The following is a 22,216-nucleotide window of genomic DNA, read 5'->3' as shown; positions in this document are numbered from 1 at the left end:
CAAAGACCATTTGGTTTTCATCAATCTACTGACTGACTACTTTTTAAATTTTATCACCATCATTTTGTTATGTCAATAACTTTTTAAACTTTTTTAAAACTTTTTTCTTTAAATCCATCTTTAAAGTTATCTAGATTTGAACTTTGAAGTTCGCATCACTTAGTGACGAGATTTATAATATCATAGGGTTGGCTTTCACTTCTTAGCCTATGTGATTATATATATAAATTATCCTTTATTTTCTCTAAATTTCTTATTTTTTCTCTAATTTACATGCATTGATACACTTGGTTAAGTTTTTTAATTTATTTATGATATGGCCTATTTTACTAATTAATTATATGTTTTTCATCAGTAAAATCTTATAAACCACTCTGAGTATATAGATTTAGAATAAATAGTTACCTATATAAATTGAAAACTAGTTATATATATAACTAGTTAAATAGTTGTTCTATCCATGCGGGTTTCAAGGAAATTTCCTATTTGTATAACCAGATTACAATAGATATTAAAATGTGAAGTACAGTAGTGTGTCATTATTACTTATAACTAACCTAACAAGCTAATATAATCTTCTTATAGTAAGCTTTACAAATCAATTGACATTATGATTTAAAAAGTAAATTCCTAGAAAACAGTAAATCAAAACTGCGTTCTAGGAATATATCTTTCTATTATTAAGTTAATATAAAGTATTATAGATATATATTTTTTTTAATAATGTTCTATTACTTTAAATTCTTAACCACTTCTTTAAACCTATTTCCTCTAATCTCAAAGTTTTCAAACATATCAAAACTTGTGCATGCCGGAGCTAATGCAACTATGTCTCCACTTACTGATATTTCTACTGCTTTATTTACAGCTTCTTCTAACGTATCAACCATATGAATATCAACATGGATACCTTTTTCATTTTTTAATTTGTCAAAAACTTTTTTAATTTGTTCCTTAGCTTCCCCAAGCAGGATCAATGATTTTATATATGGATATCCTTCATATGCTAATGGATCAAAAGGAACTTTTTTATCACGTCCTCCAGCAATTAATACTACCGGTTTTTCAAAAGCTTTTATACCTGCTAATGTTCTAGTAGGACTTGACGCTATAGAATTATTATAATATTCTACATCTCTATAGCTTCTTACAAATTCATTTCTATGTTCTACACCTTTAAAAGTAATTGCGACTTCTCTCATATACTTTACATCCACATCATCCACTATCAGAGCGAAGGCTGCCAATAAATTTTCTATATTATACATACCTTTAAGCAATACTTCACTTTTATTACATACCTTTTTACCTCTAGCAAAAAGAACTCCATCTTTATAATACGCTCCATTTTCTATAACACTATTCCTACTAAAAGTATAAAGACGCCCATTTTCTTCCCCTTTAATATTTCTTGTAACATCATTATCTTCATTTAACACCAACAGGTTATCTTTATTTTGATATTTAAATATATTCTTTTTGGAATCTATATATTCTTGTAAATCTATATGCATATCTAAATGATTAGGTGATAAATTTGTAATTAAAGCTACTTCTGGAGATGTATCCATAGTCATAAGTTGAAAACTTGATAACTCAAGAACAACCTTATCATCTGGTGATATTTCTTCTATTTTTGTGAATAATGGGGTACCTATATTCCCTCCAACCCAAGTTTTGAAACCAGCCGCACTTAAAATACTATATACTAAAGATGTAGTTGTTGTTTTTCCGTCGCTTCCTGTTATACCGTATATTTTAGCAGGACAATATCTTAAAAACTCCTCCATCTCGGATGTTATATATGCACCTTCATTTTTGGCTATAGTTAATTCTTTACTATCAATTCTCATAGATGGGGTTTTAAAGATAACATCAAAACCATGCAAATTAGATAGATATCCTTCTCCCAATTCAAATTTAACTCCTTTGCATTGATACTTGTCTACAACTTCTTTAAGTTTTTCTATATTCTTTTTATCAAATGCAGTTACTTTAGCTCCTAAACCAACAAGGAAATCTATAAGTGGTATATTGCTTACCCCTATTCCTACTACTGCTACATTTTTATCCTTAATAAACTTCTTAAACTCACTAAAATTTCTTTTCATTCTTATTCCTCCAGTACCGCCATATATTAGCTTACTTCTATACTATAATTATATCACTACATCAGACTTAAAAAAACTCTATGAAAAATACTTATTCTATTTATTGCAAAAGTTCCCCTATTTTCTTTATTTTCGCCTATTTTCCCCTTCAATTCACTAACTTTCCAATGTTTTTTCAATTTAATTTATTATTTTTTTAAAAAAGCTATTGCTATGAGTTTTTTAATATGATATAATCTGTCTGTGCCGTAAGTAAAGGTGTTAAAACTTTTCCCCAAAGGTTTAACATTGCACATAACATATCCCCATGATTAAACCCTATTTTTTACCGGATGCAAATCCGGTTATTTTTTTATCCATTTATATAAATCTCCATTAATAAACCTTTAAATACAATATTCATTTAAATTTTAGACTACAATACATTTTTTAAACACCCTTAATTTATCATACCAATATATTTTTACTTTACATATTCAACTTGCTATATTCTTTACTATAAAATAACTCCAAGCAAATTAATGCCTAGAGCTATTTTAAATCTATATAGACTTCTATTAAAATTCCATTTTTTCTTCTATATAAGACACTAGATTACTTATTGGCATTCTTACTTGTTCCATAGTATCTCTATCCCTTACTGTAACACTCTCATCTTCTATAGTATCAAAGTCAATAGTAATACAGAATGGTGTTCCTATTTCATCTTCTCTTCTATATCTCTTTCCTATACTTCCAGCCTCATCATAATCCACATTAAACTTTTTAGATAATATTCCATATACATCAAGAGCCTTTTCACTTAATTTCTTACTAAGTGGAAGTACCGCAGCCTTAAATGGTGCTAATGCTGGATGAAGATGCATCACTGTTCTAACATCTCCACCTTCTAGTTCTTCTTCATCATAAGCTTCACACAAGAATGCTAATGCAACTCTATCAGCTCCTAATGATGGTTCTATACAGTATGGTACATATTTCTCATTAGTAGTTGGATCTAGATAAGATAGCTCTTCTCCTGAATGTTCCATGTGTCTTTTTAAGTCATAGTCTGTTCTATCAGCTATTCCCCAAAGTTCACCCCATCCAAATGGGAATAAAAACTCTATGTCACAAGTAGCATTACTGTAGAATGATAGTTCTTCTTTTTCATGATCTCTAAACCTTAGATTTTCCTTACCCATTCCTAAGTTAAATAAGAAATTCTTACAATATTCCTTCCAATATTCAAACCACTCTAAGTCAGTTCCTGGCTTACAGAAAAATTCAAGTTCCATTTGCTCAAACTCCCTTGTTCTAAAGGTAAAGTTACCTGGAGTAATTTCATTCCTGAAAGATTTACCTATTTGAGCTATTCCAAAAGGTACTTTCTTTCTTGATGTTCTTTGAGCATTTTTAAAGTTTACAAAAATACCTTGAGCTGTTTCTGGTCTTAAATATATTTCATTTTTACTGTCTTCAGTTATGCCTTGGAAAGTTTTAAACATAAGATTAAACTTTCTTATATCTGTATAATTCATTTTCCCACACTTTGGACAAACCACATTATGTTTTTCAATATATTCTTTATACTCTTCATTAGTCCATCCATCAGCTACAGCTACTTCTGCGCCTTCTGAAACCATATGATCTTCAACTAACTTATCAGCTCTAAATCTAGCCTTACATTCTTTGCAATCCATTAATGGATCAGAGAATCCACCTACATGACCTGTTGCTACCCAAACTTCTGGATTCATCAATATTGCACAATCCAAACCTATATTGTAAGGATTTTCTTGAACAAACTTTTTCCACCATGCTTTTTTAACGTTATTTTTAAATTCCACACCTAAAGGACCATAATCCCATGAATTCGCAAGTCCTCCATAAATTTCAGACCCAGAAAATATAAATCCTCTATTTTTACATAAAGCTACCATTTTATCCATAGTTAATTGTTTTGCCATGTTCATTACCTCCATCAATGTTTTTATTATTAATTGCAATTTACAAATTAATATTTGTAAATAAAAAAACTTTAACCAATTAAGGGACGAAATTAATCCGCGGTTCCACCCTTATTAGCTAAAGCTCATCTTTAAAATTTATCACTAACTCAAAAGCTCCCTTCATAATATTGATTTAATGATTTACACCCGCCATCATCTCTCTTTAAAATCTTTATTACTACTTTTCTTTATCATCGTTATTATTCAGTTTTTAATATTATTATCCTCACATCATATTATAATTCAAAATAAAATTAAAATATTATTTTGTTATATTGTTTACTATAACAAAATAAGCCGACTTAAAAGCCCGCCGTAAGTTATCTTATAAAAAATGGCTCCGCGAAGAGGATTCGAACCTCCAACCTATCGGTTAACAGCCGAGTGCTCCACCGTTGAGCTATCGCGGAATATTTAATTCATATCTAGATTATAGCATATTTAATGTAAATTTCAACACTATTTTATAAAATTTAAAAAATAATTTCTTTTGCTTACATTATATGAATACTTTAATATTTTATCCAAAAATCTTTTTAATATGCAATAATTATTTAATATCTCTTTAATTATATTATATATTAAATTAGCACCTTAACATTTTACCCAAAAATTATTTTAATATGTAATAATTTTTGGGTAAAATTAATTTTAAAATTATATATTATTGTAGAGGTTTCATTGTTGGGAATAGTATAACATCCCTGATGGATACTGAATCAGTTAAGAACATTACTATTCTATCTATACCAATTCCAAGTCCACCTGTTGGAGGCATTCCTACCTCAAGAGCACTCATGAATTCCTCATCAATTAGATAAGCCTCATCATCTCCAAGCTCTCTTTCTTTTGCTTGTTGTTCAAATCTTTGTCTTTGAACTATAGGATCATTTAGTTCTGAATAAGCATTACAAACTTCTCTACCATAAACAAATCCTTCAAATCTCTCAGTAAATGCTTCATTTCCACGTTTTTTCTTAGTTAATGGTGATATTTCTACTGGATAATCACAAAGGAATGTTGGTTGAATTAAATGTTCTTCGGCATATTCTTCAAATAAACCATTTAATATATCTGCCTTTGTACAATCTTTTAATTCCTTTATAAATTCTAAATGTTTTTCTTTTGCAATTTGTCTAGCTTCTTCATCTGTCTTAATTTCATTGAAGTCTACACCTGCATATTCCTTTACAGCATCAATCATAGTAATTCTTCTCCATGGTGGTGTAAAGTCTATTTCAGTTCCTTGATAATTTACTTTAGTGCTACCATGAACCTTCTCACAAGCATATGCAACTAATTCTTCTGTTATTTTCATCATATCGTTATAATCAGCATAAGCTTCATATAATTCTATCATTGTAAATTCCGGATTGTGTCTTATACTCATTCCTTCATTTCTGAAGTTTTTACCCATATCATATACTTTTTCAAGTCCACCAACTATACATCTTTTTAAGTATAACTCGGTAGCAATTCTTAAATACATATCTATATCTAAGGTATTATGATGAGTTACGAATGGTCTTGCAGCTGCTCCTCCAGCTATAGGAGATAAAATAGGAGTCTCCACTTCTAAGTATCCTCTATTATCTAAGAATTCTCTTACAGCTTTTATAATTTTTATTCTATTAATAAAAGTATCCCTTACATCTTTATTCATTACTAGGTCTACTTCTCTTTGTCTATATTTTAAATCTGGATTTTTAAGTCCATGCCATTTTTCTGGAAGTGGTTTTAATGATTTAGAAATTAAAGTTACTTTGCTAGCTTTAACAGAAGTTTCTCCTGTCTTTGTTACAAATGGTATACCCGTAACTTCTAAAAAATCACCTATATCAAAAGTTTTTGCATCTTTAAACTGTTCTTCTCCAACCCTATCAAGTCTTATATATACTTGCATTTTACCAGATCTATCATGAATATCGCAGAATCCAGCTTTTCCTTGAATTCTTTTAGACATAAGTCTTCCTGCAATTGTAACTTCTGTTTCTTGAAGTTCTTCATAGCTATCCTTTATTTCTTGAGCCTCATGAGTTCTTTCAACCTTATATACGTCAAAAGGGTCTTTTCCTTGGGCTTGAAGATCAGCTAGTTTTTGTCTTCTTATCATTACTTGTTCATTATATTCAGCTTCTTGAGCTTGTAATTGTTCATTATCTACTACAATTTCTTGTGAATTATCATTGTTAACTTCTGTAGCCATAGACCATTCCTCCTAGTTTTTCATTTATGATTATCTATTAATTTCCAATACTTTATACTTGTTAATTCCATCTGGAGTTGATACTTCTATAATGTCTCCTGTTCTTTTCCCCATAAGCGCATTTCCAACAGGGGACTCATCTGAAATTTTATTTTCATAAGGATCTACTTCAGCAGAGCCAACAAGATAAAATTCTATTTCTTCATCAAATTCATAATCAAACACTTTTACACTTGTTCCTATACTAACCATATCTTTAGGAATTTCACTTTCATCTACCACAGATGCATTTCTTAGCATATTTTCAAGTTGAATAATTCTTCCTTCAACAAATGCTTGCTCATTCTTTGCTTCGTCATACTCTGAATTTTCACTTAAATCTCCATATCCTAAAGCAACCTTTATCTTTTCTGTTATTTCCTTTCTCTTAACTGTTTTTAAGTACTCTAGCTCATCTTCAAGCTTCTTTATTCCTTCGTAAGTCATCACGTATTTTTTAGCTTCGCTCATTTTTCTCTCCCCTTCAATCTTACTAAATAATTCTATATCATTATAAATACTCAATTGTATCATATATAGTCTCTATAATCTTTGATTAATTATAAAACACCTGCAATTCCTTGTCAATGAAGGTATATTTATATTAAAAATACCACTTTTCATAATTTAATTTATATTTTTCTAATAAATCATACATTTCATCATAGGATATAGCAGAGTTGATTTTATCTTTAATTTCGGTACAATTCCTTAATCCCTTAATATACCATGCTATATGTTTTCTCATTTCTCTTACAGCCTTATTTTCATCAAAGAACTTTATGGCTCTATTCAAATGAGTCATGCACATATCTATTCTTTCTACATCAGTAGGCCTCACTATATCATTTCCATCAATTCCTTGTTTTATCTCTTTAAATATCCAAGGATTTCCCATAGCACCTCTCGCTACCATTATACCATCACAATTAGTTTGTTTCCTCATATTTATAGCATCTTCTGCCTCGAAAATATCACCATTTCCAATGACAGGTATAGAAACAGCTTCCTTTACTTGCTTTATTATATCCCAATCCGCCTTACCTTCATACATTTGCTCTCTAGTTCTTCCATGCACCGTTATAGCATCTACTCCTGCATCTTCTAAATATTTAGCAAACTCCACAGCATTTATGTTATTTGAATCAAAACCCTTTCTAAACTTTACTGTAATAGGCTTATTTGTAGACTTCTTCATTTCTTTAACAATTTCGCCAGCAAGCTTAGGATTTTTCATCAAAGCAGAACCTTCTCCATTTTTAACTATCTTTGGTACCGGACATCCCATGTTTACATCTATAATAGCAACTCCATCCATACCTTGAATAGACTCACAAGCAAATGACATTATCTTTGGCTCACTTCCAAATATCTGTAATGCAACCGGCTTTTCTTCATCACTTATTCTCATAAGGGTTCCGGTATTTTTACTATTATAATATAACCCTTTTGCACTAACCATTTCTGTATAAACTAGTCCACATCCCATTTCTTTACATATACCTCTATATGCTATATCAGTAACTCCTGCCATAGGAGCTAGAAATACAGGATTTTCGAAGCTTATATTTGAAATTTTCATTCTATCACCTATTCTCTGTTCTTCTCGTATATAATTCTAAGTCCTTCTAAAGTTAAGAATGGTTCAACTTTATCTATAGATTTTGATCCCTCAGCTATAAGATTAGCAAGACCTCCTGTAGCTATTACCATAGGATTTTCCTCACCTAATGCTATCATTTCCTCTTTAATTTTACTTACGATAAAATCAACTTGACCTATATAACCATATACAATACCTGCTTGCATACTAGCTACTGTATTTTTGCAAATAACTGTTTCTGGTTTTATAAGCTCTACTCTTGGAAGTTTAGCAGCTCTTTGGAATAAAGCATCTGAGGATATTTTTATACCTGGCGATATAGTTCCGCCTATATAATCTCCATTAGCAGCTACTGCACAAAAAGTAGTCGCAGTACCAAAATCTATAATAACTAATGGTTTTTTATACATTTCATGAGCTGCTACTGCATTAACTATTCTATCTGCTCCTACTTCTTTAGGATTATCATATTTTATATTTATTCCAGTTTTTATTCCCGGCCCTACTACTAGAGGTTTTTTGTTAAAAAACTTTCTAACCATATGTTCTAGGGAATACATTATATTGGGAACTACTGATGAAATAATAACTCCTGATATATCACTAACCTCTAGCTTGTTGTAAGCAAAAAGCTGTGCTACTTCTATCATATATTCATCAGAAGTTTTTCTATTATCTGTAGATAATCTCCACTCAACTATTAATTCCTCATTCTTATAAATACCTAATACTATATTAGTATTTCCTACGTCTAATACGAATATCATAATCATGTCACCTCTATATAATTAAAAGCAGCTTTTAAGCTGCTTTTTAAATGTTCCTAATTATTATAACACATTTAACACTTTAACTATATAATTTAATTAACTTTTTTAAGTTAATACTACTTAATGTGTTAATGAATTTTATGTAATACCACTCTAGACTACTCTATTATGTTTTATATTAGATTATTACTATTTATTATATCCAACTCATCTTTAAAAATCTCATATAATTCTTCTTTTAATGTTCCATCATCAGAATTATTCAAAATATTAAGATATAACTTTTTTAAATTTTCCTCTTTCTTGTTTATATAATTTCTTCTAATATTTTTTTCCTTATCCTCACCATTGAACATTGGCCCCTACCTCCCTATAATATTTTTTAAAGTCTTTACATGATTATTATGTCTTACAATAGAGTCCTGTGCCTTGTTGTCAATTTCTTGAACAGGTATGTTTGTCAGATAACTTTTATAACTTTTAATAATCTCATTTTCTTTTTCAATTAGAGATTGAATCATTATATCCTTCATAATAATCGCCTCCTTTTTTTTATTATTATCAAATAAAAAAGGGTATATACCTTTATTTTAAAAGTACATACCTTTTTTATAAACTATTTACAATTTAACTTAATATTAAGCTCCGAATAAGGTTAATAATACACCCGCTGCAACTGCACTTCCTATAACTCCAGATACATTTGCTCCCATAGCATTCATAAGTAAGAAGTTAGTAGGATCTTCCTTTTGACCTACAACTTGAGAAACTCTAGCTGCCATAGGTACTGCTGATACTCCAGCAGATCCAATTAATGGGTTTATCTTACCTTTAGTTAATTTACACATGATTTTACCTACAAGTACTCCTCCTGCTGTAGCTACAGCAAAGGAAGCCACTCCAATTATAACTATTCCTATGGTTTTAGGATTTATAAAGGCCTCTGCTGTTGCAGTTGCTCCAACAGAAAGTCCAAGAAATATAGTAACTATATTTACTAGGGCATTTTGTGCAGTATCTGAAAGTCTTCCAACTACTCCAGACTCCTTAAATAAGTTGCCAAGCATTAACATTCCTATTAATGGCAATAAGGATGGTAATAATAAAGTTACCATTATAGTTACAACTATAGGAAATACAATCTTTTCTATTTGCTTAACTTGTCTAAGTTGTCCCATTTTTATTCTACGCTCTTCTTTAGTTGTAAGAGCCTTCATTATTGGTGGTTGTATAAGTGGCACTAGTGCCATATATGAATATGCTGCCACTGCAATAGGTCCTAGTAAATGTCCTGCTAGCTTATTAGTTAAGAATATAGCTGTAGGACCATCTGCTCCTCCTATAATTCCTATAGATGCAGCTTCTTGTGGTGTAAATCCAAAAAGAATAGCTACTCCAAAAGCAAAGAAAATACCAAATTGTGCCCCCGCTCCCATAAGTACACTAGATGGATTAGCAAGTAATGGGCCAAAATCCGTCATTGCTCCTACCCCTAAGAATATAAGCGGAGGGAATATTTCCCACTTAACTCCTCTTGATAAGTAATATAACAATCCTCCTACTTCCTTACCTACTGGCTCAGCCATGATATTACCTAATGGTATGTTAGTAAGTAACATACCAAAGGCTATAGGTAATAACAAAAGAGGTTCAAATTTTTTACCAATTGCTAACCATATGAAAACTAAAGATACTCCTATCATCACTGCTTGCTGCCATGTTAAGGCCGCAAACCCAGAAGAGGCAAACAAATCCTTAATTACTTCAAAAACATTCATTTAAGTTGACCTCCTATTATCCAATAACAGCTAATATATCTCCAGTATTAACTGCGGCTCCTTGTGTTACATTTATCTCTACTACAATTCCATCTGCTGGAGCCATTATTTCATTCTCCATCTTCATAGCTTCAAGTACAAAGAGAACCTCTCCTTGTTTAACTGTTGCCCCTTTAGTTGCAAGTACCTTAACTATTGTTCCTGGCATTGGTGCTTCTACCTTTGCACCATCTGCTGTTGATGCAACTGGTGATGCAGCTGGAGCTTGTGCTGGAGTTGATGATGCCACTGGAGCTACTGGTTGTGTTGGTTGTACCGGTTTTGCTGATGCTATTGGTGCTACTGCTGCTACTGGTGTAGCAAATTCACCCTTTACCTCTTCTACTTCTACTTGATATAAACTTCCATTAACTGTAACATTATACTTTTTCATACGAAATATCCTCCTAACAATGCTTCTATTTAATAGAAGCACTTCTCCAACTTGAATTATTATTAATCCTTTTTATACTCTTTATATTTAGTTCATCTAGTGGTTTACCAGTATGAGCAGATAGTGATGCCATTATAGCTGCTACTAACTCATATTCTTTATTAATATCTACTGCTTGCACAGTGTTATCAACTTCACTTACCGTAATTGATTCTTCTTTAGGCTCATCATTAGTATTGGATTTCTTTTTATAATCTCTTCCTAATAAAAAGCTCTGTAACTTAATTATTAGCATAAGTGCTATTAATACTCCAAACACTATTATCATAGCAATGGCAGATACACCTAATGCAAAGGATAAATTATCTAGAGTGAAGTTTCTGAATAATGTTTCTTTCATATCTTATTCCTCCTAAACTAGTGTACTACCATGTGTTTTAGGATATTTTAATTCTCTTTTACTTTGTAACATATCTAGCATAGCAAATATCCTTTGCTTGCTTTCGCTTGGTTTTATTACATCATCTATAATTCCCATTTTAGCTAAATTATATGGAGTTGTTACTTCATCATAATATTTAGCAATTACATCTTTTTCCCCTTGTTTATGATCCTCTGAGTTAAATATCTCATCTCTGTGTAATCCTTTTATATATTCTTCTGGATTTGTTAAACATACCTTTGCTGTTGGCCAAGCCATTGTAACATCAAAAGCTGATTCTCTTGAAGCCAATACTTCATATCCAAGGCCATATGCTTCCCCAATAACTAAAGAAACCTTTGGAACTGAAGCATCAATTAACGAATACATAAGCTTTCCTATATTTTTAGCAAGTCCATTATTTTCTTCTTCTAAAGAAACTGATGCTCCTTTGGTATCTACTAAACTTAAAATTGATATGTTGAAACTGTCACATAATTTTACAAAACTTGCAACTTTATTTGCTCCTAAATTATCAATTTCTTTATTGCTAGAGTTTAATATAACTCCAACTGTCAAACCGTTGATTTTTCCCAGTACAGTTCTAAAGTTTGCAGCAAATCCTCCATATATCTCTATAATACTATCTACATCAGTTATAGTATTTAATATTTCATCTAAGGAATAACTGTCCTTTTCAACCATTTCATCAAGATTTAGCTTACTTAAATTTAAATTTAAATCTTCATTACTAACAGTAGGTAATTCTAAATTATTTGATGGCATATAAGAAATTATATTTCTCACAACTTGGAATGCTTCTTCTTCAGTAGCAGTATTTATGTGCGCATTACTATTTTTATTAGCACTTACTCCATTGCTCACCATTGATTTATCCACATATTTACCTTCTTTTTCAGTAAGCTTCCCTAAAGAAGATACACTTAAATCGCTTATTTCATCTACAGCAACCACTATATCACTCATTGTACCAATTAATGATGTTATCCCATTACAAGGACCACAAATAATTGATATTCTTGGAACTACACCACTTAACTTAGCATACTTATTTAAAACTAATCCATAGGAACCAAGTAATTCTATTCCTTCATTTAATTTTCCACCTATGGAATCAATAACTTGAACTACAGGAGCACCTATTTTAGCAGCATTATCAAGAATATTTATTATTTTTCTTCCCATAGCTTTTGTAAAAGTTCCACCTTCAACTGTATAGTCACAACTATATATAAATACTAGTCTACCATTTACAGTTCCGTGACCAGTAATTACACCGGCTCCATTGTCTAAAACAAGAGCACCAATTTCTACAAATGTTCCTTCATCTAATAATGCAAGAACTCTTTCTCTCGCTGTAAGTTTATTTAGGTTGTGTTGCATTTGCAATTGACTATCTCCACCACCTAAATGTGATGTCTCTTTAAGCGAATTAAACACTTCAAGTTTATTCATTTTACTGCCTCCTGACATATTAACTTTACCGTATATAATAATAACACATTTAACACCATTTGTATATATTCATTGCAAGTTTTAATTCATTTTTCTGTGAATTTCTTATTTAAAAATTTCTACAATTTAGATAATCTTAGTTATAGTATTCTGTTTAAATAAATTTTAATTCCTCTCTATTAAAATTTATAAAAAAAACTAATCCTATTAAAATCATAGGATTAGTAAATAAATTTTAATTTTTAATTATATCTGATTAATTATTAAACTAATTAATATATAATCTAATTTAAATTTAAAGAATTTAGAATAGACCTTCTATAGTTCCATCTTCATGAATATCTATTTTATTTGCAGCAGGAACCTTTGGAAGCCCCGGCATAGTCATTATAGTTCCTGTTAAAGCAACTATAAAACCTGCTCCATTTGATAATTTAACTTCTTTTACAGATATATTAAATCCTGTTGGTCTTCCTAATAAAGCAGGATTGTCTGAAAGAGAATTTTGAGTTTTAGCTACACAGATAGGTACTTTATGAAGTCCTAATTTTTCGATTTCACTAATCTGTTTTTTAGCCGATGCTGTAAACTCAACATCATCTGCTCCATAGATTTCCCTTGCAATAACTTTTATTTTTTCTTTAATGTCGAGTTCTTCATTATATAATACTTGGAATTTACTTTCTTTATTTTTAATAGTTGAAACAACTTTATTAGCTAAGTCTTTTCCACCTTCTGCTCCTTTTTCCCAAACTTCGGTCAAAGATACTTCTACGCCCTTAGCTTTACAGAACTCTTCTATGAACTTAACTTCTTCATCACTATCTGATATGAATTTGTTTATAGCCACAACTACTGGAACATTAAATTTTTGTATGTTTTCTATTTGTTTCTCTAAATTCACAACACCTCTAGATAATGCTTCTACATTTGGAATATTTAATTCATCTTTTTTAACTCCACCATGATGTTTTAATGCACGAATTGTTGCAACTATAACTACGCAGTTTGGTTTTAATCCTCCATACCTACATTTAATATCAAAGAATTTCTCTGCTCCTAAATCTGCGCCAAATCCTGCTTCAGTAATAGCATAATCTCCTAGCTTTAACGCCATTTTAGTTGCAAGTATACTGTTACAACCATGAGCAATATTTGCAAACGGCCCTCCATGAATTATTGCTGGCGTATTATCTAATGTTTGTACTAGATTAGGTTTTATAGCATCTTTCATTAGCATAGCCATTGCACCTTGAACTTTTAAATCTTTACAATATATTGGATTTCCATCAAGGTCATATGCCACAAGTATTTTCCCAAATTTCTCCTTAAGATCCATAAGATTGTTAGATAAACATAGTATTGCCATAATTTCAGATGCAACAGTAATTGTGAATCCATCTTCTCTTAAAAATCCATTAGGTTTACCACCCATACCAACTACTATATCTCTAAGAGCTCTATCATTCATATCTAAAACTCTTTTAAATATAATTCTTCTTGAATCTATTCGAAGTTCATTTCCTTGATGAATATGATTATCTATAGCTGCTGATAACAAATTGTTTGTTGTTGTAATAGCATGCATATCTCCTGTGAAATGAAGATTTATATCTTCCATTGGTACTACTTGAGCGTATCCGCCACCAGCAGCACCTCCCTTAACTCCAAAAACTGGCCCTAATGAAGGTTCTCTTAATGCTATAACAGCATTTTGGCCTAAACTGCAAAGTGCTTGACCAAGTCCTATAGTTACTGTAGATTTTCCTTCTCCTGCTGGAGTTGGATTAATTGCTGTAACTAATATAAGTTTCCCATCACCCTTATCTTTTCTATTTGCAAGAACATCTAGGGATATCTTTGCTTTATACTTTCCATAAAGATCTAAATCATTTTCAGTTAAACCTAATGTTTTTCCTACCTCTAAAATTGGTATCATCTTTGAACTTTGAGCAATTTCAATATCAGTTTTCATAAATTAACCTCCCAAGTATTATATTTATTTGTTTTATTTTTTTCAAAATTCAGAAATAAATTAAGCTATGATAACTATAAATATAGTTGTCTCAATAGTTTCTTCAATACGCTTCTATTTTCAAGTTCATTATAACATAATTACTTTTATAAAAAAAGCACAGCAATAGCTGTGCTTTTAAAACAATGTATTAACTTTCTTTATATGTGTTACTCTCATTATTTGAAATTTCTTCTATCTGATTTTCATCTGTTGACACTTCATCATTAAGAGCTTCTACATTCCAATCCTTAAACTTATCATTAGAACTAATACTATTTTCTTCTACAGGAATATCATTTTCCTCTTTCGGAGAATCTACCACTACTTTTTCCGCATCAAATTCTGCAAGAGTTTTTCCTTCCATTATTGCATTAAATTCTTCCGCAGTAAGCTTTTCTCTTTCAAGTAGAGCTTTTGCAACATCATGAAGTTTATCTATATTCTCTTTAAGAATAGTTTCTGTTCTCTCATAAGCCTCATCAATTAAAGCTTTAATTTCTCTATCTATCTTAGATGCAACCTCTTCAGAGAAATCTCTTGTTCTTCCAAAGTCTCTTCCCATGAATACTTCACCATCATCTTTTCCAAAAGATATAGGTCCTAGAGCATCTGTCATACCATATTCCATAACCATCTTCTTAGCTATTGATGTAGTTCTATCTATATCATTTTTAGCTCCTGTACTTATGTCTCCAAGAATTAACGCTTCAGCAACTCTTCCACCTAAAAGACCAACCATATCATCTCTAAGCTTAGACTTAGATGTATATGCAGTATCTTCATTAGGTAGATGTAAAGTATATCCTCCTGCCATACCTCTTGGAATAATACTAATTTCATGTACAGCATAAGAATTAGGTAAGTATTTAGATACTACTGCGTGACCCGCTTCATGATATGCAGTTAAATTCTTATCTTTCTCACTAATAACTCTAGACTTCTTTTCTGGTCCAGCCATTACTCTAGTTATAGACTCTTCTAACTCTTCCATAGTAATAACTTTTCTTCTAGCTCTAACAGTTAATAAAGCAGCTTCATTCATTAGATTTTCAAGGTCTGCCCCAGTAAATCCTGGTGTTCGCTTTGCAAGTATTTTTAATTCTACATCTTCATTCAAAGGTTTATTCTTAGAGTGAACTTTTAATATTTCTTCTCTTCCTTTAACATCAGGCACACCAACAACTATCTGTCTATCAAATCTACCTGGTCTTAAAAGAGCTGGGTCTAAAATATCTGGTCTATTTGTAGCAGCTACCATTATTATGCCTTCATTTACACCAAATCCATCCATTTCAACAAGAAGTTGGTTTAATGTTTGCTCTCTTTCATCATGGCCTCCACCCATACCAGCACCTCTTTGTCTACCTACAGCATCAATTTCATCTATAAAAATTATACAAGGAGAGTTCTTTTTCGCTTGTTCAAATAAATCTCTAACTCTTGAAGCTCCAACTCCCACAAACATTTCAACGAAATCTGACCCTGATATACTGAAAAACGGAACTCCAGCTTCTCCAGCTACTGCTTTTGCTAAAAGAGTTTTTCCTGTTCCCGGAGGACCAACTAATAGTACTCCTTTTGGAATTCTAGCTCCTACTTCCATATATCTCTTAGGATTTTTAAGAAAATCTACTATTTCTTCGAGCTCTTGCTTTTCTTCATCAGCTCCAGCTACATTTTTAAAGGTAACCTTTTTATCACCTTCTAAAGGTACAGCCATCTTAGCTTTACTTTTACCAAAGCTCATAACCCCACGGCCGCCTCCGCCACCGCTTCCATTAGATTGATTCATAAACATTACCCAAAATAGCACTACCATTCCTATCACAAGAAGCGTAGGTAAAATTCTCATCCAAACTGGAACTGTAGCAGGTGGATCATATTTTTCATTCATATTAGGGTTTGGATTTTCTTTAAGTATTTGAGAATACCTGGATTGTAAAATATTTACACTGAATTCAGTACCATCACTTAATTTACCCCTTACTGATGTACCATCAGATGATGTTTGTATGGCTGATACTTGTTTTTGTTGCATATATTTTTCAAATTCTGTTACACTTATTTCTTTTAAAGTTCCTGTACTATCGAATAATGATAGTGCAGAAAATATAACTAGTATTAATACTAAAAACCAAATTGTTGCACTAGAAATTTTTTTCATTTAAAGCCCCCCTCTCTCTACGGTTCAATATCACTAAAAATTCTATCATATGAGTTTTTCCTTTACAACATCAATAATATTAATTATTAATGAACTACTATTCTATTCTATTTTAAAAATAAATAAGATTATATCTATATAGTATAAAACTTTACTACTTCATATATACGTGTTCATCTAATATTCCTATATAAGGAAGATTCCTATAAATTTCAGCATAGTCAAGACCATATCCTACTAAGAAATAATCCGGAACATCAAAACCAAGATACTTAACATCTAGTTCTTCCTTTCTTCTTTCAGGTTTATTAAGTAAACAAGCTATTTCAAGACTCCTTGGATTTCTAGCACCTAAGTATTTCATAAGATATTTAAGAGTTACTCCACTATCTATAATATCTTCTACTATCAACACATCCTTACCTTTTATTTCAAAATCTAAATCCTTTATTATTTTTACTATTCCTGAAGATTGTGTAGCGTCTCCATAGCTAGATACAGCCATAAAATCCATCTTACATGGTATAGTTATGTTTTTCATTAAATCAGACATAAACATTACTGAACCCTTTAGAATACCAAGTACAATTAAATCTCTCCCTGCATATTCCTTTGATATTTCAGCCCCTATTTCTTTAATTTTTTCTGTCAAAACCTCTTCAGTTAATAAAACTTCTTTAATGTCCTTATTCATGTTTTTCCTGCCTTTCCACACTTACTTCTATAATTTTTTTTATTCCTTCATGGATTTTAAATTTATCACTTATTTTATATCCTATTATCCATGAAATATCTTCATCAAAACAAAGCAGAGGCACAAAATCTCTTTCTTCTCTTGGAATCTTTAAGTCTATAAATATGTCCTTTAACTTCTTACTACCTTTCAGCCCAAGAGGAGAAAATCTATCCCCATTTCTTCTAAATCTTAATGTTATATGTTTTATATTAGTACCATTAAAATATTTTATGTTATCATTAGATTTAAAATTCATTTTTTTGTCACTATCTATATATCTTATATATACTTTAAGTCCTAGCTCTTCAATATAATTATTACCCATATTAAGATTTATAATAGTATCTATATCAACTTTACATTGTTTTTTTTGCCTTGTTATTTCAATATTGCCGTATACATTCTTGATTAATATTTCTTTTGGAACAATTGTAAACTTTCCTGTACCAGATTTTTGTAAGTTTATAATATTATCGATATGTATGCTTTGAATATTATTTATATCCCCTTTGACTTCTAATAGAGCTTTTCTTATCACTCTACTTACTAAAGATGGATGAAGATAAAATACATCTTTATATATTATAACCTTATCTTCTCCTATATCACAATATTTTTGAAAAACTTTGATTGCATTTTCTTGAATATAATCCTCATCACGTTTGATAAGTTCACACATTCTATTTAAGGTTGTAATTATATCCGCGTTAAAGTTTTGTTGTATATAAGGTATCAACTCTAATCGGATCTTGTTTCTTGAATATATAGGCTCATAATTTGTTTGATCTATTCTAGCCGGAAGATTGTTTTCTTTACAGTAACCCTCGATTTCTTGTCTGCTCACATTTATTATCGGTCTTATATATACTTTATCTCTTACAGGTTTAATTCCTATAAGCCCTTCTATTCCAGTTCCTCTCATTAACCTCATAAGTACTGTTTCTGCTTGATCATTAACATTATGAGCTAATGCAACTTTATTTGCATTAAGCTTTTTTAGAAGCTCTTCAAAAAATTCATATCTAGCATCCCTACCAGCCATCTCTGTGGAGATGTTGTTTTCACAAGCTATTAAATTTATATCTACAGACTTGCTAAAGAATTCAATTTGATTTTCTTTGCAAAACCTTCTACAAGTAGCTTCATCCTCATCTGATTCACTACCTCTTAACATATGATTCACGTGAGCTGCATATAGTTTTATATTATAATCATTCATTAATGTAGACAAAACATGCAATAAACTTATAGAGTCAGGACCTCCAGATAATGCAACTATAACTTTGTCTCCTTTATTTAACATTCCATTTTCTTCAATAGTTTTGATAACTTGATTTCTCATACTATTATTATGTACTTTCGGCCACTCTTTATCTCCCATAAAAACACTTCCTAAAAATATAGTTTTAAGTCATAATATCATAAATGTAAGAATTTTAAAACAAATATAATAAAAAAATGAAGAAATGTTTACACACCTCTTCACTTTTTTATTATAACCATTATAAATTAGCTATAATTAACTTTCCAATTTACTTAATCCAAATTAAGCTGTGTGAACTCTAGAAACCATAACTGTCATATCATCCTTAACCTTATTTTTTCCTATTCTCTTCGCTTCATTAATTATACCCTTAGATAGTTCCTCTGGACTCACATTATCATTTCTACATAAATAATCCAATATCCAATCTATCTTTCCACTAGATTCTTCATCACAGTCTGTAACTCCATCTGTTAACATAACAATCAAATCACCATTTTTTACTTTCTTACTATGAATTTCTATATCTGCTTCATCTAGTATTCCAATAGGTAAACTTCTAGATTTAATAATATCTATGGTATCACCACTCTTTACAATACTAGCTACTGCTCCCACCTTCATAAAATCTACTTCTCCACTATACAAGTCAATTGCACTTAAGTCTACTGTAGAGAATTTTTCATCCTCTGAAAATTTAAGGCTCATTATAGAATTAACTGTATTTATAGCTGTAGTTCTGCTAAAGCCCGCACTTGTAAATTTCTCAATTAATTCAACTACAGCCTTACTTTCTCTTCCTGCCTGTGGACCTGAGCCCATTCCATCACTAATAACCATCATGTAACTACCATCATATCCTTCTCCAAAGTTAAAATTATCTCCAAAGATAGTTTGTCCATCTTTGCATGCCCTAGATACGCTAGTAGTTACTCCAAACTTAGGTACTTCTTCAAACATAGCTGTACACTTATTAGTAATAGGATTAATCTTACAACCGTCGGCTTTTAATTTCATTTTATAATCTACACAGTCATTAATTAAAGGTAGTATTTTTTTTATACATAAATTTCTTCCATTGCAAGAATTACAGGTTATCTGTATATTCAATCTTTCATTCTTGTCTTTTATTGCAAATACATCATCAGCTTCTATATCGTACTTTTCAAGAATTCTCATAATCTTTTTTTCTGAATCTTTATCTTCATTAAAGTCTGCTGAAAACTCTTCCATAATCTCATCTACAGACTTAGCCATGTTATTGAATTGATTTGCAATTAGCTCTCTGCCCTCCGCTAATCTACTTCTCCACATTTCACTTATAATAAATTTATTTATTATATCTTCTGTATTTCTTATTAGCGAAGCCTTCCTTATACATTTCTTTTCTAATAACTGTGGAAAAATGTTAGTTTTATTCTGAGCACTTTCTAAAAGTTCTCCAAAAGCCTTATAGGTATTTATCATTTCTCTTCCCCAACATATTCCACATGTATCACAGCTATTACATACTCTATTAGCTAAATTCTCTATAAGCCCACTACTTTTAGTACTCATATCTAACTTATCATTATCAGCTAAATTATTCAACGTACCAGCCATATTTAGAAGCACTTCAGAAAATTTATCTAACCTATCTGTGAAAATTCCTTTTACTTTATTAGCATATCCTTCTTCGTATCTTTTGCTTTTTTTCTCTACATCTAACTCCCCAGATATAGTTTCATATATACAATTAGGTATAACTATAAATAACGCTGTAGATAAAATCCCTTCTGCCAATATAAATTGTGAAATTCCTTCAGGTATATAAGTAGCTATATAAATCTTCATTATGCAAAATACGATAAATGATGCTAAAGACGAAATCAACTTTCCACCTTCTCTAAATATCCCTGAAGTCAAGGCGCATACTCCCAATACTGTTGCATAACCAAAAATATTCTGACTAGACATTCCCACAATTACACCCATCGCAATTCCTGCTGTAGCACCTATGCTTGTACCACAAACATAACCTATAATAGATACAACGGCAATGCTTAATACACTTAAAATTGATATATTGAAAACTTCAATACCCCAAGTACCTGCAATTATTAAAGCTATTAATATACTCATAGAAACTATTTCTTCATTTGAAAATAAATGCTTTGTTCTTATGTTTTTAAAACTATTAATACTATACTCCAGTATTAAGTAAACAGGTATTATGCTTACTCCTTCTAATGCAGTATTTCCAAGTGCCAACAGTAGTGTATACTGATTCACTAACATAGTATATGCAAAAATCATTATTAAAGTTGCTCCTATAATAACAAACTTTTTAATATTCCTTTTTATAAAACTATTTAAAATTAAACATATTATAACCAAAGTTGGAACTATAGTTATATACATTAAGGAATTCTCTACTACACCTATTGTAGTTATGTAGCCCAATATAGATCCCAGTCCAACAAATAAAGATAATTTGTTATCCTCTAAGAATAGTATTGTAAGTAAAAATGCAATCCCAAAAGGTGCAGATTTGTTTATCATTATTACTCTACTAACTAATATAGCAACACAGAAAAACACAATACTCTTCGCTACTATTTTTGCTCCGTCACCATCCCTATCATTACTAATAACCATACTGCTCTTTACTCTTTTATACGTCCTAATATTTTCTCCATATTGCATAATAATTTCACCCACCTGTATTTTTTTTACAGGTTAATTATATCAATACCCATTGGAAATAAATGTAATTTAATGGAGGCTCGCATAAGGAAATTTATTACAATAAACTCCATTTTACCTCTGTTTTCATTTTTAGTTTATGGTTCTAAATTATTAAGTTATTCCGCTTATAGTATGACTTTAGTAAATTTATACCTCTTAATTTTCTTATCTTCGTATATTATATTTTTATGTCATGAATAATAATTATAAAAGGTTTCATGGGGAAAATATTTTTCATATAAATATAATTAATTAATATACTTATATTTATATTCATTTTTGAAATCTATTTATAAATTCAATTCATTAAACTTTATTATAAATTAAATAATCTTATTTAAAAGAAAAAAGTGGATTGAATATATATTCAATCCACTTTTATGGTTGCGGGGGCAGGACTTGAACCTACGACCTTCGGGTTATGAGCCCGACGAGCTGCCAACTGCTCCACCCCGCGTCATTTGGTGCTGAAGACCGGAA

General features: G+C 30.7%; 17 protein-coding genes, 2 tRNA genes and 1 other annotated feature. All 19 genes read right to left on the bottom strand.

Annotation, left to right across the window (positions count from 1 at the left end; translation table 11 throughout):
• Positions 1-731 precede the first annotated feature (731 nt).
• Complete coding sequence (gene murD, locus B3086_RS01630) at positions 732-2,111, bottom strand: UDP-N-acetylmuramoyl-L-alanine--D-glutamate ligase (RefSeq protein WP_346848869.1); 1,380 nt, start codon at positions 2,109-2,111, stop codon at positions 732-734.
• Between the two features lie 557 nt (positions 2,112-2,668).
• Positions 2,669-4,060, bottom strand: coding sequence for a glycine--tRNA ligase (locus B3086_RS01625; RefSeq protein ID WP_346848868.1), 1,392 nt, complete (start codon positions 4,058-4,060; stop codon positions 2,669-2,671).
• Positions 4,061-4,139: 79 nt separating this feature from the next.
• Positions 4,140-4,306: a binding site (T-box leader), on the bottom strand.
• Positions 4,307-4,437: 131 nt separating this feature from the next.
• Positions 4,438-4,512: transfer RNA gene (locus tag B3086_RS01620), tRNA-Asn, on the bottom strand.
• Positions 4,513-4,766: 254 nt separating this feature from the next.
• Complete coding sequence (gene lysS, locus B3086_RS01615; RefSeq protein ID WP_414632264.1) at positions 4,767-6,272, bottom strand: lysine--tRNA ligase; 1,506 nt, start codon at positions 6,270-6,272, stop codon at positions 4,767-4,769.
• 66 nt (positions 6,273-6,338) lie between these two features.
• Positions 6,339-6,818, bottom strand: a complete 480-nt coding sequence (gene greA / locus B3086_RS01610; RefSeq protein ID WP_346848858.1) for a transcription elongation factor GreA — start codon at positions 6,816-6,818, stop codon at positions 6,339-6,341.
• Positions 6,819-6,951: 133 nt separating this feature from the next.
• Entirely contained in the window at positions 6,952-7,929 is a 978-nt protein-coding gene (gene dusB / locus B3086_RS01605; RefSeq protein ID WP_346879873.1) for a tRNA dihydrouridine synthase DusB, read from the bottom strand.
• 8 nt (positions 7,930-7,937) lie between these two features.
• On the bottom strand, positions 7,938-8,717 hold the full coding sequence (locus B3086_RS01600; protein ID WP_035130756.1) for a type III pantothenate kinase: 780 nt from the start codon (positions 8,715-8,717) through the stop codon (positions 7,938-7,940).
• Positions 8,718-8,893: 176 nt separating this feature from the next.
• On the bottom strand, positions 8,894-9,076 hold the full coding sequence (locus B3086_RS01595; RefSeq protein WP_346848856.1) for a hypothetical protein: 183 nt from the start codon (positions 9,074-9,076) through the stop codon (positions 8,894-8,896).
• 6 nt (positions 9,077-9,082) lie between these two features.
• Positions 9,083-9,253: a hypothetical protein gene (locus tag B3086_RS01590; RefSeq protein WP_156964284.1), complete on the bottom strand. Its 171-nt coding sequence runs from the start codon at positions 9,251-9,253 to the stop codon at positions 9,083-9,085.
• A 105-nt stretch (positions 9,254-9,358) separates the two neighbouring features.
• Entirely contained in the window at positions 9,359-10,498 is a 1,140-nt protein-coding gene (locus B3086_RS01585) for a sodium ion-translocating decarboxylase subunit beta (protein WP_346848855.1), read from the bottom strand.
• Between the two features lie 16 nt (positions 10,499-10,514).
• Entirely contained in the window at positions 10,515-10,931 is a 417-nt protein-coding gene (locus B3086_RS01580) for a biotin/lipoyl-containing protein (protein WP_346876364.1), read from the bottom strand.
• Positions 10,932-10,956: 25 nt separating this feature from the next.
• Positions 10,957-11,331, bottom strand: a complete 375-nt coding sequence (locus B3086_RS01575; RefSeq protein WP_346848853.1) for an OadG family protein — start codon at positions 11,329-11,331, stop codon at positions 10,957-10,959.
• A 12-nt stretch (positions 11,332-11,343) separates the two neighbouring features.
• The gene (locus B3086_RS01570; protein ID WP_346848852.1) at positions 11,344-12,828 is read right to left on the bottom strand and encodes a carboxyl transferase domain-containing protein; all 1,485 of its coding nucleotides are present in this window, start codon (positions 12,826-12,828) and stop codon (positions 11,344-11,346) included.
• Positions 12,829-13,132: 304 nt separating this feature from the next.
• A complete protein-coding gene (locus tag B3086_RS01565) occupies positions 13,133-14,803 on the bottom strand; it encodes a formate--tetrahydrofolate ligase (RefSeq protein ID WP_346848851.1) in 1,671 nt (556 codons plus the stop codon).
• 190 nt (positions 14,804-14,993) lie between these two features.
• Entirely contained in the window at positions 14,994-17,009 is a 2,016-nt protein-coding gene (gene ftsH / locus B3086_RS01560) for an ATP-dependent zinc metalloprotease FtsH (RefSeq protein WP_346848850.1), read from the bottom strand.
• Positions 17,010-17,163: 154 nt separating this feature from the next.
• On the bottom strand, positions 17,164-17,703 hold the full coding sequence (gene hpt / locus B3086_RS01555) for a hypoxanthine phosphoribosyltransferase (protein WP_346848849.1): 540 nt from the start codon (positions 17,701-17,703) through the stop codon (positions 17,164-17,166).
• Positions 17,696-19,126 carry a tRNA lysidine(34) synthetase TilS gene (gene tilS, locus B3086_RS01550; RefSeq protein ID WP_346848848.1) on the bottom strand — a complete coding sequence of 477 codons (1,431 nt, stop codon included), beginning with the start codon at positions 19,124-19,126 and terminating at the stop codon, positions 17,696-17,698. The genes hpt and tilS overlap by 8 nt, the downstream gene beginning before the upstream one ends.
• A gap of 165 nt (positions 19,127-19,291) precedes the next feature.
• Positions 19,292-21,694: a stage II sporulation protein E gene (gene spoIIE, locus B3086_RS01545; protein WP_346848847.1), complete on the bottom strand. Its 2,403-nt coding sequence runs from the start codon at positions 21,692-21,694 to the stop codon at positions 19,292-19,294.
• A 423-nt stretch (positions 21,695-22,117) separates the two neighbouring features.
• Positions 22,118-22,193 (bottom strand) — tRNA-Met (locus B3086_RS01540).
• Positions 22,194-22,216: the final 23 nt, after the last annotated feature.

Source organism: Clostridium sp. UBA871 (genome assembly GCF_002295255.1).
In the GTDB taxonomy this organism is placed as follows: domain Bacteria; phylum Bacillota; class Clostridia; order Clostridiales; family Clostridiaceae; genus Clostridium_J; species Clostridium_J sulfidigenes.
Note: the sequence above shows the minus strand (reverse complement) of the source record. Positions and strands in the feature narration are given on the sequence as shown.

Coding starts and splice junctions, on each gene's coding strand:
- murD (WP_346848869.1), bottom strand. CDS start 2,111: ATGAAAAGAAATTTTAGTGAGTTTAAGAAGTTTATTAAGGATAAAAAT.
- B3086_RS01625 (WP_346848868.1), bottom strand. CDS start 4,060: ATGGCAAAACAATTAACTATGGATAAAATGGTAGCTTTATGTAAAAAT.
- greA (WP_346848858.1), bottom strand. CDS start 6,818: ATGAGCGAAGCTAAAAAATACGTGATGACTTACGAAGGAATAAAGAAG.
- dusB (WP_346879873.1), bottom strand. CDS start 7,929: ATGAAAATTTCAAATATAAGCTTCGAAAATCCTGTATTTCTAGCTCCT.
- B3086_RS01600 (WP_035130756.1), bottom strand. CDS start 8,717: ATGATATTCGTATTAGACGTAGGAAATACTAATATAGTATTAGGTATT.
- B3086_RS01595 (WP_346848856.1), bottom strand. CDS start 9,076: ATGTTCAATGGTGAGGATAAGGAAAAAAATATTAGAAGAAATTATATA.
- B3086_RS01590 (WP_156964284.1), bottom strand. CDS start 9,253: ATGAAGGATATAATGATTCAATCTCTAATTGAAAAAGAAAATGAGATT.
- B3086_RS01585 (WP_346848855.1), bottom strand. CDS start 10,498: ATGAATGTTTTTGAAGTAATTAAGGATTTGTTTGCCTCTTCTGGGTTT.
- B3086_RS01580 (WP_346876364.1), bottom strand. CDS start 10,931: ATGAAAAAGTATAATGTTACAGTTAATGGAAGTTTATATCAAGTAGAA.
- B3086_RS01575 (WP_346848853.1), bottom strand. CDS start 11,331: ATGAAAGAAACATTATTCAGAAACTTCACTCTAGATAATTTATCCTTT.
- B3086_RS01570 (WP_346848852.1), bottom strand. CDS start 12,828: ATGAATAAACTTGAAGTGTTTAATTCGCTTAAAGAGACATCACATTTA.
- B3086_RS01565 (WP_346848851.1), bottom strand. CDS start 14,803: ATGAAAACTGATATTGAAATTGCTCAAAGTTCAAAGATGATACCAATT.
- ftsH (WP_346848850.1), bottom strand. CDS start 17,009: ATGAAAAAAATTTCTAGTGCAACAATTTGGTTTTTAGTATTAATACTA.
- hpt (WP_346848849.1), bottom strand. CDS start 17,703: ATGAATAAGGACATTAAAGAAGTTTTATTAACTGAAGAGGTTTTGACA.
- tilS (WP_346848848.1), bottom strand. CDS start 19,126: ATGGGAGATAAAGAGTGGCCGAAAGTACATAATAATAGTATGAGAAAT.
- spoIIE (WP_346848847.1), bottom strand. CDS start 21,694: ATGCAATATGGAGAAAATATTAGGACGTATAAAAGAGTAAAGAGCAGT.